Here is a 15,938-nt window from a genome sequence, read left to right as displayed (position 1 = left end):
ACGCCCCTTTTCCCGGCACCCTGCGCAATCACCTGGCCACCCAGCGTAACCCCGGGGTCGGTTCGACGGTTGCACTTGGCATGGTTGGCACAGTTCCCCCGGTCACCACGGTCCCCTCCCCCCGTCGCCCGCTCGATCCGGACGACCGGCGGCGGTACTGGTACGAGAACGAACTCGGGTGGCGGACGGTGCCCGGAGAGCCGCTCCGGCTCGTCACGGGGCTGCGGTTCGACGTCCTGGACGTGCCGGTCGAGGCCGGTGTCGCGGCGCTGTGGCGGCTGGGGCCCGACTCTCCGGTGGCCGTACGGGGCGACCGGATGCGGCTGCTGGTGGCCGCGGGCAGCGCGGAGGAGCTGCCCGGGCTGCTGGACTGGCTGGAGTGGGGCGCGCTGGCGCCGGCGCTGGATCTGGTGGCGCTCGGCGAGGGCGGGCACATGGAGGCGCCGCCGGTCCCCGGGGCGGGGCCCGTAAAAGTGCCACCGCTCTCTGGCGCGGGGCCCGCGAAGGGGCACCCTGGGCAGCCGCTTCCCGCGGGTCTCCCGGGTCCCGCGCAGGGGGCCGCCGTATGGCTGCGGCCCCCCGAGCCGGGCTGCGAGGTCGAGGCCTCGCTGCCGACACTGTCGGCCGTGGGGGGCGTTGGGGGCGCCCCTGATCTCGTACGACTGGTGGACACGGTGGCCACACAGTGCCACCGGGTCCGGCTGCGGCGCTCGTGCGCTCAGCCGTTCGCCTTCTCGTAGGCCTCGCGAATGGACGCCGGAACACGGCCGCGGTCGTTGACCTCGTAGCCGTTCTCCTTGGCCCACGCGCGGATCTGCGCGGTGTCCTGGCTGCCACCGGTAGCGGCGCGCGCCTTTCCACGGCCACCCGAAGCACGGCCACCGGTACGGCGTCCGCCCTTCACGTAAGCGTCGAGAAGACCACGGAGCTTGTCCGCATTCGCGGTGGTGAGATCGATCTCGTACGTCTTGCCGTCCAGTGCGAACGTCACCGTCTCGTCCGCCTCGCCGCCGTCGAGGTCGTCGACAAGAAGGACCTGAACCTTCTGTGCCACCGGATTTCCTTTCATCGATAACTTGCGGGCCTGGGGTCTGCGGCGTCCGCCGTTTCGCCGTCCCCTGTTATATGCAGTACTGCAGTACGTCGGAAAGCAAACCGCTTTTGCTGGAAAAACACAAACCCCTGGGAGAGACCGAGCGACCTCCCCGGTCCGGAAAGATGCGCGTTTCGGACATAGGGAACCTGGGCAGGGCGTCCGGGCCGAATTGAGCGCAGCGATCACAGATGCAGAAGCATCCGGCTGTTGCCCAAGGTGTTCGGTTTCACTCGTTCGAGACCCAGGAACTCCGCCACGCCCTCGTCATAGGAACGCAACAGCTCCGCGTAGACATCGGTGTCGACGGGTGTCTCACCGATCTCCACGAAGCCGTGCTTGGAGAAGAAGTCCACTTCGAAGGTGAGACAGAAAACGCGACGAACACCTAGCCAACGGGCCGTGTGCAGCAACTTCTCCAGCAACTGATGACCTACACCGGCGCCCTTCAACCCGGGCTTCACTGCGAGAGTGCGGACTTCCGCGAGGTCTTCCCACATGACGTGCAGTGCGCCGCAGCCGACGACCTCGGCGTTGTCGTCGCGTTCGGCGACCCAGAACTCCTGTATGTCCTCGTAAAGAGTCACGGTCGCTTTGTCGAGCAGGATGCGACCTCGAACGTAGGCGTCAAGGAGTCGGCGCACCGCCGGGACATCCCCGGTCCGGGCCCGCCGGACGGTGATGGCTTTCGCGGTGACTTCTGGGTGCTCTGCTGACATGAGCGGACGCTATCGCCCGCCGCCGGAGGACGGGGAGCCGGGGTTCTCGACGCCATCCGCGGGTTCGGGTGTTTCCGGTCCCTGGACGATGCGTACGGCGCTGCGGAGGGCCTCACGCTGTTCGTCGCTCATCATCCCGAAGAAGGCGACGAGAGCGGCCGCGGGGTTGTCGCTCTGGGACCAGGCGTCGTTCATCAGGGCAGCGGAGTAGGCGGCCCGTGTGGAGACGGCCTCATATCGATACGCCCGGCCTTCCGCCTCGCGACGCACCCAGCCCTTCTGATGGAGATTGTCCAAAACGGTCATCACCGTGGTGTACGCGATCGACCGTTCCTGCTGAAGGTCTTCCAGGACTTCTCGAACGGTCACCGGGCGGTTCCACTTCCACACCCGCGTCATGACCGAGTCTTCGAGTTCTCCCAATGGGCGAGGCACAGCTCAGAACCATAGTGGAAAAGGCACAAAAAGGGCGTACGACTCGGAAAGCACGCCCACGCGTGCGGGAGTCGTACGCCCTTGAAGGCGCCGCCGAAAGGCGGGCGGTCAGGCTTCGGTGGTCGAGGATGCCTGGCGGGCGCCCTCCGCGCGCGCGATGGCGGCGTCGACGGCCGCGTCCTCCTTGGCCTTCATGGCCCCGCCCTGGGTCTTCACGATGACCCGGATCAGTCCGATGAAGAACACGGCCATGACGACCGGGGGCACGAGCGCGGAGACATAGTCCATGCCCTCCAGAGTAGCCACGGGCCCGGGAGCGGACGGGGCGGGGTCGGTTCAGCCGGCGGCGAGCTGCTGCGGCGGGTTCGCGGGGGGTGGCGCCGGTTTGCGCCGGGGGAAGACCTCGCCCGGGGTGGGGATCGGCCGCGACGGCTTCGGGGCGGCGGGCGCGGGTGAGGGCGCCGGCCGCTCCACGGGCTTGCGTACGGGCTCCTTGGCGTCCTCCCCGGCCAGTTCCCCGACGGTCGCGGAAACGTCGCCCGAGCGGCCTCCTGGGAGCGCCAGGAGGCGGGTGCGGGACGCGGGAACGGCCGGGGCGGGGCGGGCGGTCGTACGGCGGGCCAGGCGCGCGCGTACGTCCTGTTCGGCGAGCGTGAGGCAGCGGTCGAGGAGGGCTGCGGCGGCCGGGTTTCCGCGCAGCGCACGCAGCGCGGAGAGGTCGTCGACGTCCGGGCGGTACCCGGCGCCGAGCGCCTCCTCCAGCAGCGTGAGGTAGCCGGCGGTGGTGCCGGGCAGGGCGGCGCGGTACCGGGCGAGGTCGGCGACCAGGAAGGCGCGCAGCCGGACCCCCTCGCGTACCGCTTCGTCGAGGGATTCGGCGAGCCGGAGACAGTCCTTGACGTCCTCGGCGGAGGCGGTTCGGGGCTGGAGGGCGAGAGCGAGGGCGCGACGGAGCACACGCAGCTCCTCCGCACCGAACGCCATGCCGCCGCGGGATCCGTATGGCGTGGGCATGCGGCGACGATACGCGCTAATCAGACAAATTCGACATAACGGGGCGGGTGTGGCGCGGAGGTTTCCGCCCGCGGCGGGCAGCGGCTGCTTCTGCGCGCACCCGGCAGCCCCGGCGTGGCCGGTGCCACGGCTCGGCCGCAGCCGTCGGGCGGCGGCACTCCCCGGGCGCGCGGCGGCGGCACCTCATGGGCGCGGAGCAACCCCGTTCGCGCCGGGACCGACGCCGGACGACACCTTGCGGACGCGTCTGGGTACCCCCGGCCGGGCCGGGGCGCCGCCCCGCGCCCAGGAGGTCCCGTCCCGGCACGGGGCACCTCGTCACATCCGCGACACGTTCCGCTCGTAGACCAGCCGCAGGCCGATCAGCGTCAGCCAGGGCTCGTGCTCGTCGATCACGGAGGCCTCGCCCAGGACCATCGGGGCGAGGCCTCCGGTCGCGATGACCGTCACGTCCTCCGGGTCGTCGGCCAGCTCCTTGGCCATCCGGGTGACGACTCCGTCGACCTGGCCGGCGAACCCGTAGACGATGCCCGACTGCATCGCCTCGACGGTGTTCTTGCCGATCACGCTGCGCGGCCGGGCCACCTCGATCTTGCGCAGCTGGGCGCCCTTGACACCGAGCGCCTCGACCGAGATCTCGATCCCGGGGGCGATGACACCGCCGACGTACTCCCCGCGCGCGGAGACCGCGTCGAACGTGGTCGCCGTGCCGAAGTCGACGACGATCGCGGGGCCGCCGTAGAGCTCGACCGCGGCGACCGCGTTGATGATGCGGTCCGCGCCGACCTCCTTGGGGTTGTCGGTCAGGATCGGCACGCCCGTCTTGACGCCCGGCTCGACGAGGACGGCGGGGACGTCTCCGTAGTAGCGGCGGGTCACCTCGCGCAGTTCGTGCAGGACGGACGGCACGGTGGCGCAGATCGCAATGCCGTCGATGCCGTCGCCCAGCTCCTCCCCGAGGAGCGGGTGCATGCCCATGAGGCCCTGGAGGAGGACGGCGAGTTCGTCGGCGGTGCGGCGCGCGTCGGTGGAGATGCGCCAGTGCTCGATGATCTCTTCGCCGTCGAACAGGCCGAGGACGGTGTGCGTGTTGCCCACGTCGATCGTGAGGAGCATGACTACTGCGCCTCACGGAGGTCGAGGCCGATGTCCAGGATCGGCGCGGAGTGGGTCAGGGCTCCTACGGCGAGGTAGTCCACCCCGGTGTCGGCGTACGCCTTGGCGTTGTCCAGGGTGAGCCGTCCCGAGGCCTCCAGGGCGGCGCGGCCGTGGACGATGCCGACGGCCTCCGCGCACTCGCCGGGCGTGAAGTTGTCCAGCAGGATCAGGTCGGCGCCCGCGTCCAGGACCTCGCGGAGCTGGTGCAGGGTGTCGACCTCGACCTCGATCGCCACCTCCGGGAAGGCCTCCCGTACGGCCTTGAAGGCCTGGGCGACACCGCCCGCGGCGACCACGTGGTTGTCCTTGACGAGGGCCGCGTCCGAGAGGGACATGCGGTGGTTGACGCCGCCGCCGCAGCGGACCGCGTACTTCTCCAGGGAACGCAGGCCCGGTGTCGTCTTGCGGGTGTCGCGGACCTTCGTCCTCGTGCCGTCCAGGGCGTCCGCCCACGCGCGCGTGGCGGTCGCGATGCCGGAGAGGCGGCACAGGAGGTTGAGCGCGCTGCGCTCGGCGGTCAGCAGGTCACGCGTGCGCGTGGTGACCGACAGGAGCTTCTGCCCGGCCTCCACACGGTCACCGTCCTCCGCATGCCGCTCGACCTCGAACTCGTCGGTGCAGACCACCGAGACCACCGCTTCGGCGACCCTCAGGCCCGCCACGACACCGGCCTCGCGCGCGGTGAAGTCGGCGGTGGCGACGGCCTCTTCGGGGATGGTCGCCACGGTCGTCACGTCGACGCCGCCGTCGAGGTCCTCCTGGACGGCGACATTGGCGATGTCCTCGACCTCGACGGGGTCGAGACCCGCGGCGGCCAGGAGCTCGGCGAGCGCGGGGTCCAGACCGCACTCCAGGTACTCCGCGTCGGCGCCCGCGCCACAGGCACAGCCGTCGCCGCAGCCGCCGCTGTCGGCGAGGGGAAGGTCGTCGGTGCTCACTTCTGTCACTGCTCCTGGGGACGGTGCTGCCGGGTCGGGGGGAAGTCTGCGGTGTCCGTGGTGCGCACGGCCAGCGTGCGATCGGGATTCAGCCGTACGACGATGTGGCGGCGCCAGGCGCTGTCGTCGCGCTCGGCGTGGTCCTCGCGCCAGTGGCAGCCCCGGGTCTCCTCGCGCTGCGCGGCGGCGGTGACCAGGACGCGGGCCACGCACAGGAGGTTGGTGGCCTCCCAGGTGTCGACGCCGGGCTCGGCGGTCTTGCCGTTCTCGTCGAGCGCGTCACGGGCGTCGGTGTGCAGCTGCTGGAGCTGTCCGGCGGCCCTGGCGAGGGAGTCGGCGGAGCGCAGGACGCCCGCGCCCTCGGTCATGATCCGCTGAATCGTGAAGCGGGCCTCGGGGGCGAGCAGCGGGTGCGCGGGCTTCTGGGGGTGCGGGACCGGTTCGGGCACGCGCGCGTGGAGGGCGTTTCCGGCCTGGCTCGCGGTGATGTCGGCGACGATGCGCTCGGCGTAGACGAGACCTTCGAGGAGGGAGTTGGAGGCGAGCCGGTTCGCGCCGTGCACACCGGTGCAGGCGACTTCGCCGCACGCGTAGAGGCCGGGGACTGTTGTCCGGCCCCGGGAGTCGGTGCGGACGCCGCCGGAGGCGTAGTGGGCTGCCGGGGCGACCGGGACGGGCTCGGTGACCGGGTCGATGCCGTGGCTGCGGCAGGCGGCGAGGATCGTGGGGAAGCGGTGCTCCCACATGTCGGAGCCGAAGTGCCGGGCGTCGAGGAACATGTGCTCGGCGTCCTGCTCCAGCATGCGCCGCGTGATGCCCTTGGCGACGATGTCCCGGGGTGCGAGCTCGGCCAGTTCGTGCTGGCCCACCATGAAGCGCACACCGTCGGCGTCGACCAGGTGGGCGCCCTCGCCGCGCACCGCCTCGGAGACGAGGGGCTGCTGGCCCTCCGCGTCGGCGCCGAGGAAGAGCACCGTCGGGTGGAACTGCACGAACTCCAGGTCGGAGACCTCGGCCCCCGCGCGGAGTGCGAGCGCGACTCCGTCGCCGGTCGAGACGGACGGGTTGGTGGTGGCCGAGAAGACCTGCCCCATGCCGCCGGTCGCGAGGACCACGGCGGGGGCGTGCACGGCGCCCACACCGTCGTGCTGCCCCTCGCCCATGACATGCAGGCTCACGCCCGCCGTACGCCCCTCGGCGTCCGTCAGGAGGTCCAGCACGAGCGCGTTCTCGATCGTGCGCAGTCCACGCGCGCGTACGGCCTCGACGAGCGCCCGGGAGATCTCGGCACCGGTCGCGTCCCCGCCGGCGTGCGCGATCCGGCGGCGGTGGTGGCCGCCCTCGCGGGCCAGCTCCAGTCCGCCTTCGGCGGACTCGTCGAAGTGGGCGCCGGTCTCGATGAGGCGCCGTACGGCGTCGGGGCCCTCGGTGACGAGGATCCGTACGGCCTCCTCGTCGCACAGGCCCGCACCGGCCACCAGGGTGTCGTCCAGGTGCTGTTCGGGGGTGTCGCCCTCCCCCAGGGCGGCGGCGATGCCCCCCTGGGCCCAGCGGGTGGAGCCGTCGTCGAGGCGGGCCTTGGTGACGACGACCGCCCGCAGGCCCGCCGCCTCGCAGCGCAGGGCCGCGGTCAGACCGGCCACTCCGGAGCCGACGACCACCACGTCCGCGGCGATGGACCACCCGGGGGCGGGCGCGTGCAGTCGTATGCCTGTGCTGGTCACGAGGCGGCTCCGAGGGTTCCGAAAGCGAGTGGGATGTTGTCGATCAGCCGGGTCGTCCCGACCCGGGCGGCGACGGCGAGGACGGCCTCGCCGGTGAAGTCCTCGTCCACGTCCGTGAAGTCGGACGGGTCGACCAGGGCGAGGTAGTCCAGGGCGAGAGGCGGGTCGAGGCGGGCCGCGTCGTCGAGGACCAGGCCGGCGGCGGCGCGGATGGACGCCGGGCCGCCGGGGCCGGGGGCGGCCTTGGCGACGGCGTGCGCGTCGGCCGCCGCGCGGGACTCGCCTATGGCGCTGAGCGCCTCGGCACGCGCGTGCGTGGCGGGCACCTCGCGGGCCCGGGCGCGCAGCGCCTCCTGGGCGGCGTGCCGGTCGCGGCCGGCGAACAGGGCCTGGGAGAGGGCGAGTGCGGTGCGCCGCTCCTGGGGGGAGAGATAGCGGTTGCGGCTGGAGAGGGCCAGGCCGTCGGCCTCACGCACGGTCGGCACGCCGACGATCTCGGTGCCGAAGTTCAGGTCGCGCACCATGCGGCGGATCAGGGCGAGTTGCTGGGCGTCCTTCTGGCCGAACAGGGCGGTGTCGGGGCGGGTCAGGTGCAGCAGTTTGGCGACGACGGTGAGCATGCCGTCGAAGTGCCCGGGGCGGACCGCGCCCTCCAGGCGTTCGCCCATGGGGCCCGCGGAGACGCGCACCTGGGGTTCGCCGCCCGGGTAGACCTCGTCCACGGAAGGGGCGAACACGACGTCGGCGCCCGCCTGTTCGGCGATCTTGAGGTCGGCGTCCAGGGTGCGCGGGTAGCGGTCGAGGTCCTCGCCCTTGCCGAACTGCAGCGGGTTCACGAAGACGGTGACCACGACCTCGCCGTCCGGTCCGGCGAGCTCGCGCGCGGTGCGGACCAGGGTGGCGTGGCCCTCGTGCAGGGCGCCCATCGTCATGACGACGACGCGACGGCCCGCACGCGCGCGTGCGTGCAGTTCGTCGGCGGTGCGCAACAGGGTGGTGGTCATCCGGCATCTCCCTCGGTGCCGTTGGCGAGGACCCCGAGGAGGTCCTCGGCGAGTTCCGGCTTGAGCAGCCCGTGGGCCAGGGCCCGGTCGGCGGTCGCGCGGGCCATCGCCAGATAGCCGGCGACGGTCTGCGGGGCGTGCTTGCGCAGCTCGGTGACGTGGGCGGCGACAGTGCCGGCGTCCCCGCGCGCGACGGGGCCGGTCAGCGCCGCGTCGCCGGAGCGCAGGGCATTGTCCAGGGCGGCGCCCAGCAGCGGGCCGAGCATCCGGTCGGGGGCCTCGACACCGGCCGTGCGCAGCAGCTCCATGGACTCCGCGACCAGGGTGACCAGGTGGTTGGCGCCCAGCGCGAGGGCCGCGTGGTAGAGCGGGCGGTTCTCCTCGGCGATCCACTCGGGCTCGCCGCCCATCTCGATCACCAGGGCCTCGGCGGCCAGCCGGAGTTCCTCGGGGGCGGTGACCCCGAAGGAGCATCCGGCGAGCCGCTGGACGTCCACGGGGGTGCCCGTGAAGGTCATCGCGGGGTGCAGGGCCAACGGCAGCGCGCCGACGCGCAGGGCGGGGTCCAGGACCTTCGCGCCGTACCGCCCCGAGGTGTGCACGAGGAGCTGGCCGGGGCGTACGGCGCCGGTGTCGGCGAGGCCCTCGACGAGCCCGGGCAGGGCGTCGTCCGGAACGGTGAGCAGCACCAGGTCGGCGCGCTCCAGGACCTGGGCGGGTGTGAGCACCGGCACGTCGGGGAGCATCAGCGCGGCCCGCCGCCTGGAGGCGTCGGAGACCCCGGAGACGGCCACCGGGCGGTGCCCGGCGAGCTGGAGGGACGCGGCCAGTGCGGGGCCCACCCGGCCGGCGCCGACGACACCGACGGCGAGCCGCGCGGGGCGGTCCTTGGGCTCTGGCTGTTGGAATGTACTCACGCGAGTGCGGCCTTCCCGTTCCAGTCCGCTCCGGGTACCGGACGATTTCTCGTCATGTTAACGCGATCGGTTCGAGGGGCGTCCGGTTGTCCACAGGCTGTGGGTTGTCACACAGCCCCCGGCGGACGGGAAAGCCGGTGGAAACCCGGGTGCCCGAACGGACGTGCGCCAGGCATCATCCGGAGCATGAGCGATGCGGCGGAGCAGAGTGACCAAGAGGCAGAGCCGGCGACCGAGGAGGAACGGAACCTGAAGCGCCGCAAACGGCGTACCGCCGCGACCCGGAGCGCCGAGCGTTCCCTCGCGCGCCTCGGGTTCCTGGGCCCGCTCCGGGAGCGGCTCGCCTTCGTGCAGGGGGCGGCCGAACTTCACGACCTGGACGAGGCGTCGGACATGTACGGCACCGAGATCGTCGAGACCCTGGAGAAGCGGGTCGCCGAACTGCTCGGCAAGGAGGCCGCGGCCTTCTTCCCCACGGGCACGATGGCGCAGCAGGTGGCCCTGCGCTGCTGGGCGGGCCGCACCGGGAACCCGGCGGTCGCCCTGCACCCGCTGTCCCACCCCGAAGTGCACGAACGGCACGCCCTCACCCAGGTCAGCGGCTTGCGCCCGGTCCATGTGACGAGCGAGCCCCGGCAGCCGACCGCCGACGAGGTGCACGACTTCCCGGAGCCCTTCGGGACGCTGATGCTCGAACTGCCCCTCCGGGACGCCGGTTTCGTCCTGCCCTCCTGGGAGGAGCTCTCCGCCGTCGTCGACGCCGCGCACGAACGCGACGCGGTGGTCCACTTCGACGGCGCCCGCCTGTGGGAGTCCGCCTCCCACTTCGGCCGCCCGCTCGACGAGATCGCGGGTCTGGCGGACAGCGTCTACGTGTCGTTCTACAAGTCCCTCGACGCCCTCGGCGGCGCCGCGCTCGCCGGCCCGAAGACCTTGATCGACGAGGCGACGACCTGGCGGCACCGCTACGGAGGCATGGTCTTCCAGCAGTTCCCCACCGTGCTGACGGCACTCGCGGGCCTGGACCGGGAGCTGCCCCGGCTGCCCGCGTACGTGGCCCACGCGCGCGTGGTCGCCGAGGCGCTGCGCGAGGGGTTCGCCGCGGCCGGTGTGCCGTGGATTCGCGTCCACCCCGAGCAGCCGCACACGCACGACTTCCAGCTCTGGCTGCCGTACGACCGCGACGCCGTCACGGAGGCCGCGATCCGGCAGGCGGAGGAGACGGGGACTGCTCTGTTCGCCAATCCCTGGGACGCGAAGGGTCCGGGGCTGGCGGTGACGGAGGTCTACGTACGGGCCGCCGCCCTGGAGTGGACGGCCGACGACGTGAAGGCGGCGGTCGCGGACTTCGTGGTCCTCCTGAAGGAGGAGACCGGGGGCTGACGGGTCTAAACCGGTTGGGCGGGGCCGCCACCCGGCGGCGCTCGCGTCGATTGACGGGCGGCGTCAATCGACGGGGGCGTTGTCAGTGGGGAGGTGCACGATGGGGGCATGAGCGTGCACATCGACATCACGGGGCTGCGGCAGGAGCAGGTCGTCTTCGCGCCCTCGCCCCTGGGCGAGCTGTGCATGGCGCTGCACGCGATGTCCGAGCCGGGCCACCATCCCGGCCTCCAGGGCTGGGTGACCGGCGTCACCGCCCGGCTCGACCCGCATCTGGCCGACCGGATGTGCGAGGCCGACTTCCTGTGGCGGTCGACGTTCTCCGACCTGTTCCTGCCGTACGCGGGCATCCCCGGCCGCAGCACGCTCCCCGGGGCGACCCTCGCCGAAGAGCTGGACCTGGTGGACAAGCTGACGGACGAGCAGTTCGTGGACGCGGCGCTGGAGTTCACCACCTGCACCCTCACCTACAGCACCGGCGGACCCGGCCCGCTCTCGGACGCCGCGATCAGGCTGCGCGCCCTGGAGCAGGCCGCGACCCGCGGCCCGCATCAACTGGCGTTCACCGAGCGGCTGCTGGCCGACCCGCCGCGGACCAGGGCCTGGCTCCGGCAGTTCCTGGAGGACTGCGACGAGGCGTTCTTCGCGGAGACCTGGTCCCGGATGCAGCACCAGCTCGCGGCCGACGCCCGCCACAAGACGGACCTCCTTCGGCACAAGGGCCTGGCGGAGGCGCTGACGTCGATGTCCACCGCGGTGACGCTCGACGAGAGCGCCGCCCGCATCACGGTCGACAAACTCGGCGACGGCCGTACGGCGACCCAGGACGGCGGCCTCCTCCTGGTCCCCACCAGCCTGGGCTGGCCGCATCTGACGGTCCTGTACCGCTACGGCTGGCAGCCCGTCGTGCACTACCCCGTGGGGTCGCCCAAGTTCGCCGCACCGACCTCCCTGGAGCAGCTGACCCTGCGGATGACCGCCCTGTCCCACCCGGTCCGCATGCGCCTGTGCCGCAGCCTGGCCCGCACCGCGTTCACCACCAGCGAGCTGACCCAGGTGCACGGCATGACCGCCCCCGAGATATCCCGCCACCTCGGCGTCCTGAAGAAGGCCGGCCTGATCACCACCCGCCGCCGCGGCCGGTACGTCCTGCACCAGCTGGACGTCACGATGGTGGCCCGCCTGGGCAGCGACTTCCTGGAGGGCATCCTCAGGTAGGCGCGGTCACCGTGCCTCAGCCGTGCCCGCCGGCCCGCACCAGCCCCGTCTCGTACGCCAGGACGACCACCTGCACCCGGTCCCGCAGGCCGAGTTTGGTCAGGATGCGGCCGACGTGGGTCTTCACGGTCGCCTCGGACAGCACCAGGCGGGCCGCGATCTCGCCGTTGGACAGCCCCTGGGCGACGAGGATCATGACCTCGCGCTCGCGCTCGGTGAGCCGCTCCAGCTCCTTGTGCTGGGGCTCCTTGCCCGCGGAGGGCAGCATCGGGGCGAAGCGGTCCAGGAGCCGGCGGGTCGTCGAGGGCGCCACCACCGCGTCCCCGCTGTGCACGGAGCGGATCGCGGTGAGGAGTTCACCGGGCGGCACGTCCTTGAGCATGAACCCGGAGGCACCGGCCTTCAGCCCGGAGAAGGCGTACTCGTCGAGGTCGAAGGTGGTCAGGATCAGCACCTTGGGCGGGTTCTCGCCCTGGCAGATGCGGCGGGTGGTCTCCACCCCGTCCAGCTTCGGCATACGGACGTCCATCAGCACCACGTCGACCGCGGTCGCGGCCAGCACCTGAAGGGCCTCGACACCGTCGCCCGCCTCCGCGACGACCTCCATGTCCGGCTGGGCGGCGAGCACCATCCGGAAACCGGTGCGCAGCAGCACCTGGTCGTCGACGAGCATCACGCGGATCGTCATCGGGTCCTCTTCCGTTCCGTCAGCAGGATCGTTCAACAATTCATTCAACAGGTTGAGGCCGCTCAACAGGTCGTCCAACAATTCGTTACAGGTGTCAGTAGTCGACGCACGAAAGATCAGTGCGCGGGTTTCAGCGGCAGCAGGGCGCTGATGCGGAACCCGCCGCCCGGGCGCGGGCCCGCGTCCAGAGTGCCCCCGACCATGCCGACCCGCTCGCGCATACCGATCAGACCATGCCCCTGACCGTCGACGCCGCCCTCCTCGTACAGCTCGTGCGGGGCGCCCTTGCCGTCGTCCTCGACGAGCAGCCCGAGACCGTCGTCGAAGTACACCAGCCGCACACTGGCGCCCGTGTTCGGCCCTCCGTGCTTGCGGGTGTTGGTGAGCGCCTCCTGCACGATCCGGTACGCCGTCAGCTCGACACCGCTGGGCAGCGGACGCGGGGTGCCCTCGACCTTGAAGTCGACGGGCAGCCCGGACGTACGGCACTGCTCGACCAGGTCGTCGATCTGCTCGACGTCCGGCTGCGGAACGTACTCGCCGGCCTCCTTGTGCTCGCCGGTGCGCAGCACGCCCAGCAGGCGGCGCATCTCGGCGAGGGCCTGGCGGCCGGTGGAGGAGATCGTCTCCAGGGCCTTCTTCGCCTGGTCCGGCGCGGAGTCCAGGACGTAGGCGGCACCGTCCGCCTGGACCACCATCACCGACACGTTGTGCGCGACCACGTCGTGCAGCTCACGGGCGATCCGGGCGCGCTCGGCGGCGACCGCGACCTTCGCCTGCGCCTCGCGCTCCTTCTCCAGCCGGGCGGCGCGCTCCTCCAACTGCGCGAAGTACGCGCGCCGGGTGCGCATCGAGTCGCCCAGCACCCAGGCCAGCGCGAACGGCACCGTCTGGAAGACCGCGATCGCGACCAGCCCGGCGGAACCGGTGTGCTCCTGGGGCCAGCGGATCTGCGACAGGGTCGCCGCGGCCAGACCGGTCGCCAGGGCGAAGCGCGAGGCCCAGCGGGCCCCGACCGCGGCGACCGTGTAGACGATCACCAGCATGGCGAAGTCGGCCACCACGGGCTCGATGTCGAGGACCAGCTGCGCGAGCCCCGTCGCCAGGACCACGACGAGCATCTTCTCCGGCCAGCGGCGGCGCAGTGCGATCGCCACACACATGACGGCGGACACCACGAGCGCGCCCATGGCCGTCCCGTGCCGGCCCGACGCGTAGCTGGTACTCGCGATGCTCACGCCGCTCAGCCCCAGCAGGAAGACGGCCCAGAAGGTGTCGACCCATGTCGGGTGTCTGCGGAGGAAGTCGTAGAGGCGCTGCACGTAACCCAGCGTAGGGAAGCGTGAAGTGTGCGGGGGTCAACCGGAGGATCGATCCGTATACGTCCGGCGTACTCCCCAAGGTGGAGGCCCGGTTGTCCTGTGCACTTAATCTGGCACCGTGACGGACGACACTGCGGACCGGTGGCGCGGCTGGCGGGCGGCGGCCGAGGACGCGCTGTACGGGCCCCAGGGGTTCTATCGGAGGCCCGAGGGGCCCGCCGGGCACTTCCGGACGTCCGTGCACGCGTCGGCGCTCTTCGCCGGGGCCGTGGCACGGCTGCTGTGCCGGGTGGACGAGGCGCTGGACCGGCCGGCCGCGCTGGACCTCGTGGACCTGGGCGCGGGCCGCGGCGAGCTGGTGACCGGTGTACTCGACGCGCTGCCCGCTGGGGTGGCGGCACGCGTGCGTGCGTACGGCGTGGAAATCGCCGACCGCCCCGAAGGCCTCGATTCCCGCGTCGAGTGGCGGGCCGACTCCCCGAAGGGGATCACCGGACTGCTGTTCGCCAACGAATGGCTGGACAACGTACCCGTAGAGGTCGCCGAGGTGGACTCCACCGGCCTGCCGCGGCTCGTGCTCGTACGCGAGGACGGGACCGAGCGGCTCGGGGAACCGGTCGCCGGTGCGGACGCCGAGTGGCTCGCGCGGTGGTGGCCGCTGGCGCCCGAGGAGGGGCTGCGCGCCGAGATCGGGCTCCCCAGGGACACGGCCTGGGCAACCGCCGCCGCCACCGTCGACCGGGGGCTCGCGGTCGCCGTCGACTACGCGCACACCCTGGACACCCGCCCCCCGTTCGGCACGCTCACCGGCTTCCGCGAGGGCCGCGAGACGGTACCCGTGCCGGACGGATCCTGCGACATCACCGCACACGTCGCACTGGACGCCTGCGCGACGGCCGCGACTTCAGCGGGCGCTCTCCCCGGCGCACGCCTGCTCAGGCAGCGTGCCGCCCTGCGCGCCCTCGACGTCACAGGCGTGCGCCCCCCGCTCACGCTGGCCTCCACCGACCCGGCGGGGTACGTCCGCGCTCTCGCGGGCGCCGGAGAGGCCGCCGAACTCACCGCACCGGGCGGCCTCGGCGACTTCGGCTGGCTCGTGCAGTCGGTTGGAATTCCGGACCCGCTGGACGAGCGGTGAACGCGCTCTACTTGTCGCCTACTTGTCGCCTACTTGTCGATGTCTCCGACCACGAAGAACAACGACCCCAGAATCGCCACCATGTCCGCCACCAGCGTCCCCGGCAGCAGCACCGCGAGGGCCTGGATGTTGTTGTAGGACGCCGAGCGCAGCTTCAGCCGGTACGGGGTCTTCTCGCCCTTGCTGACGAGGTAGTAGCCGTTGATGCCGAGCGGGTTCTCGGTCCACGCGTACGTGTGCCCCTCGGGCGCCTTCAGGACCTTCGGGAGCCGCTGGTTGATCGGCCCCGGCTCCAGCTCGGCGAGCCGGTCGAGGCAGGCGTCCGCGAGGTCGAGCGCGTTGTGGGTCTGCTCCAGGAGCACTTCGAAGCGGGCGAGACAGTCGCCCTCCTGGCGCGTGACGACCTTGAGGGTGTCCTGGAGCTCGCCGTACGCGAGATACGGCTCGTCGCGCCGCAGGTCGAAGTCGACACCCGAGGCACGCGCGATGGGCCCGCTCACCCCGTAGGCGTGCACGGCCTCCGCTGACAGCACACCGACCCCCCGGGTGCGCCCCCGGAAGATCTCGTTGCCGAGCACCAGGTCGTCGAAGCGGTCCATCCGCGAGCGCACGGCGGCGACGGCTTCCCGCGCGCGGGAAGCCCATCCGGCGGGCAGGTCCTCCTTGAGGCCGCCGACGCGGTTGAACATGTAGTGCATACGCCCGCCGGAGACCTCCTCCATGACGTTCTGGAGGACCTCGCGCTCCCGGAACGCGTAGAACACCGGGGTGATGCCGCCGAGTTCCAGGGGGTATGACCCCAGGAACATCAGGTGGTTGAGCACCCGGTTCAGCTCGGCGAGCAGTGTGCGCGTCCACACCGCGCGCGGGGGCACCTCCATGCCGAGCATGCGCTCCACCGCGAGGACCACGCCCAGCTCGTTCGAGAACGCCGACAGCCAGTCGTGGCGGTTGGCGAGCATGATGATCTGGCGGTAGTCGCGCGCCTCGAAGAGTTTCTCGGCGCCACGGTGCATGTAACCGATCACCGGCTCCGCGTGCCGGATGCGCTCGCCGTCCAGGACGAGCCGCAGCCGCAGCACTCCGTGCGTGGAGGGGTGCTGGGGGCCGATGTTGAGCACCATGTCGGTGCTTTCCGCGGCGCCGCCGATCCCGACCGTGGTCTCCGTCGTGGGAGTCATGGACAC

At 71.8% G+C, this 15,938-nt stretch carries 17 protein-coding genes; 4 read left to right on the top strand and 13 right to left on the bottom strand.

Annotated elements, in window-relative coordinates:
* The first annotated feature begins 80 nt into the window (after positions 1-80).
* On the top strand, positions 81-740 hold the full coding sequence (locus AB0I51_RS35745; RefSeq protein ID WP_362982482.1) for an SCO3374 family protein: 660 nt from the start codon (positions 81-83) through the stop codon (positions 738-740).
* Here the strand turns inward: AB0I51_RS35745 and AB0I51_RS35740 are convergent.
* From AB0I51_RS35740 to AB0I51_RS35695, 10 genes are all read right to left on the bottom strand, one after another.
* Positions 719-1,054, bottom strand: a complete 336-nt coding sequence (locus AB0I51_RS35740; RefSeq protein ID WP_019075461.1) for an Lsr2 family protein — start codon at positions 1,052-1,054, stop codon at positions 719-721. The two genes, AB0I51_RS35745 and AB0I51_RS35740, sit on opposite strands and share 22 nt — an antisense overlap.
* Positions 1,055-1,278: 224 nt before the next feature.
* Positions 1,279-1,812 (bottom strand): amino-acid N-acetyltransferase, encoded by a 534-nt coding sequence (locus tag AB0I51_RS35735; protein ID WP_200715432.1) that lies wholly within the window; start codon positions 1,810-1,812, stop codon positions 1,279-1,281.
* A 9-nt stretch (positions 1,813-1,821) separates the two neighbouring features.
* On the bottom strand, positions 1,822-2,235 hold the full coding sequence (locus tag AB0I51_RS35730) for a BlaI/MecI/CopY family transcriptional regulator (RefSeq protein WP_362982480.1): 414 nt from the start codon (positions 2,233-2,235) through the stop codon (positions 1,822-1,824).
* Positions 2,236-2,355: 120 nt separating this feature from the next.
* Entirely contained in the window at positions 2,356-2,535 is a 180-nt protein-coding gene (locus AB0I51_RS35725) for a hypothetical protein (protein ID WP_359613949.1), read from the bottom strand.
* Between the two features lie 48 nt (positions 2,536-2,583).
* Positions 2,584-3,231, bottom strand: coding sequence for a hypothetical protein (locus AB0I51_RS35720; RefSeq protein WP_362982547.1), 648 nt, complete (start codon positions 3,229-3,231; stop codon positions 2,584-2,586).
* A 348-nt stretch (positions 3,232-3,579) separates the two neighbouring features.
* Positions 3,580-4,377, bottom strand: a complete 798-nt coding sequence (locus AB0I51_RS35715) for a type III pantothenate kinase (protein ID WP_043685374.1) — start codon at positions 4,375-4,377, stop codon at positions 3,580-3,582.
* A gap of 2 nt (positions 4,378-4,379) precedes the next feature.
* Positions 4,380-5,357, bottom strand: coding sequence for a carboxylating nicotinate-nucleotide diphosphorylase (gene nadC / locus AB0I51_RS35710; protein ID WP_362982475.1), 978 nt, complete (start codon positions 5,355-5,357; stop codon positions 4,380-4,382).
* A 5-nt stretch (positions 5,358-5,362) separates the two neighbouring features.
* On the bottom strand, positions 5,363-7,081 hold the full coding sequence (locus AB0I51_RS35705; RefSeq protein WP_362982473.1) for an L-aspartate oxidase: 1,719 nt from the start codon (positions 7,079-7,081) through the stop codon (positions 5,363-5,365).
* A complete protein-coding gene (gene panC, locus AB0I51_RS35700; RefSeq protein WP_362982471.1) occupies positions 7,078-8,085 on the bottom strand; it encodes a pantoate--beta-alanine ligase in 1,008 nt (335 codons plus the stop codon). The genes AB0I51_RS35705 and panC overlap by 4 nt, the downstream gene beginning before the upstream one ends.
* Positions 8,082-9,002 carry a DUF2520 domain-containing protein gene (locus tag AB0I51_RS35695; protein ID WP_362982469.1) on the bottom strand — a complete coding sequence of 307 codons (921 nt, stop codon included), beginning with the start codon at positions 9,000-9,002 and terminating at the stop codon, positions 8,082-8,084. Before AB0I51_RS35695 ends, panC begins: the two co-directional genes overlap by 4 nt.
* A gap of 186 nt (positions 9,003-9,188) precedes the next feature.
* Here AB0I51_RS35695 and AB0I51_RS35690 point away from each other — a divergent pair, with 186 nt between their 5' ends.
* Entirely contained in the window at positions 9,189-10,385 is a 1,197-nt protein-coding gene (locus tag AB0I51_RS35690) for a beta-eliminating lyase-related protein (protein ID WP_362982467.1), read from the top strand.
* Between the two features lie 108 nt (positions 10,386-10,493).
* Complete coding sequence (locus AB0I51_RS35685) at positions 10,494-11,603, top strand: DUF5937 family protein (protein ID WP_362982465.1); 1,110 nt, start codon at positions 10,494-10,496, stop codon at positions 11,601-11,603.
* Positions 11,604-11,619: 16 nt separating this feature from the next.
* Here AB0I51_RS35685 and AB0I51_RS35680 read toward each other — a convergent pair whose 3' ends face one another.
* Together AB0I51_RS35680 and AB0I51_RS35675 are read right to left on the bottom strand one after the other, a co-directional pair.
* Positions 11,620-12,291, bottom strand: coding sequence for a response regulator transcription factor (locus AB0I51_RS35680; protein ID WP_019075449.1), 672 nt, complete (start codon positions 12,289-12,291; stop codon positions 11,620-11,622).
* A 116-nt stretch (positions 12,292-12,407) separates the two neighbouring features.
* Positions 12,408-13,613, bottom strand: a complete 1,206-nt coding sequence (locus tag AB0I51_RS35675) for a sensor histidine kinase (RefSeq protein WP_362982463.1) — start codon at positions 13,611-13,613, stop codon at positions 12,408-12,410.
* A 118-nt stretch (positions 13,614-13,731) separates the two neighbouring features.
* On the opposite strand from AB0I51_RS35675, the gene AB0I51_RS35670 reads away from it, so the two are divergent.
* On the top strand, positions 13,732-14,751 hold the full coding sequence (locus tag AB0I51_RS35670; RefSeq protein WP_362982461.1) for an SAM-dependent methyltransferase: 1,020 nt from the start codon (positions 13,732-13,734) through the stop codon (positions 14,749-14,751).
* 29 nt (positions 14,752-14,780) lie between these two features.
* Here the strand turns inward: AB0I51_RS35670 and AB0I51_RS35665 are convergent, their stop codons facing one another.
* Positions 14,781-15,932, bottom strand: coding sequence for an NADH-quinone oxidoreductase subunit D (locus AB0I51_RS35665; protein WP_362982459.1), 1,152 nt, complete (start codon positions 15,930-15,932; stop codon positions 14,781-14,783).
* Positions 15,933-15,938: the final 6 nt, after the last annotated feature.

The sequence above is a fragment of the Streptomyces sp. NPDC050549 genome (assembly GCF_040655035.1).
In the GTDB taxonomy this organism is placed as follows: Bacteria; Actinomycetota; Actinomycetes; order Streptomycetales; family Streptomycetaceae; genus Streptomyces.
The sequence above is the reverse complement of the archived record's forward strand: the minus strand, read 5'-3'. Positions and strand labels throughout refer to the sequence as shown.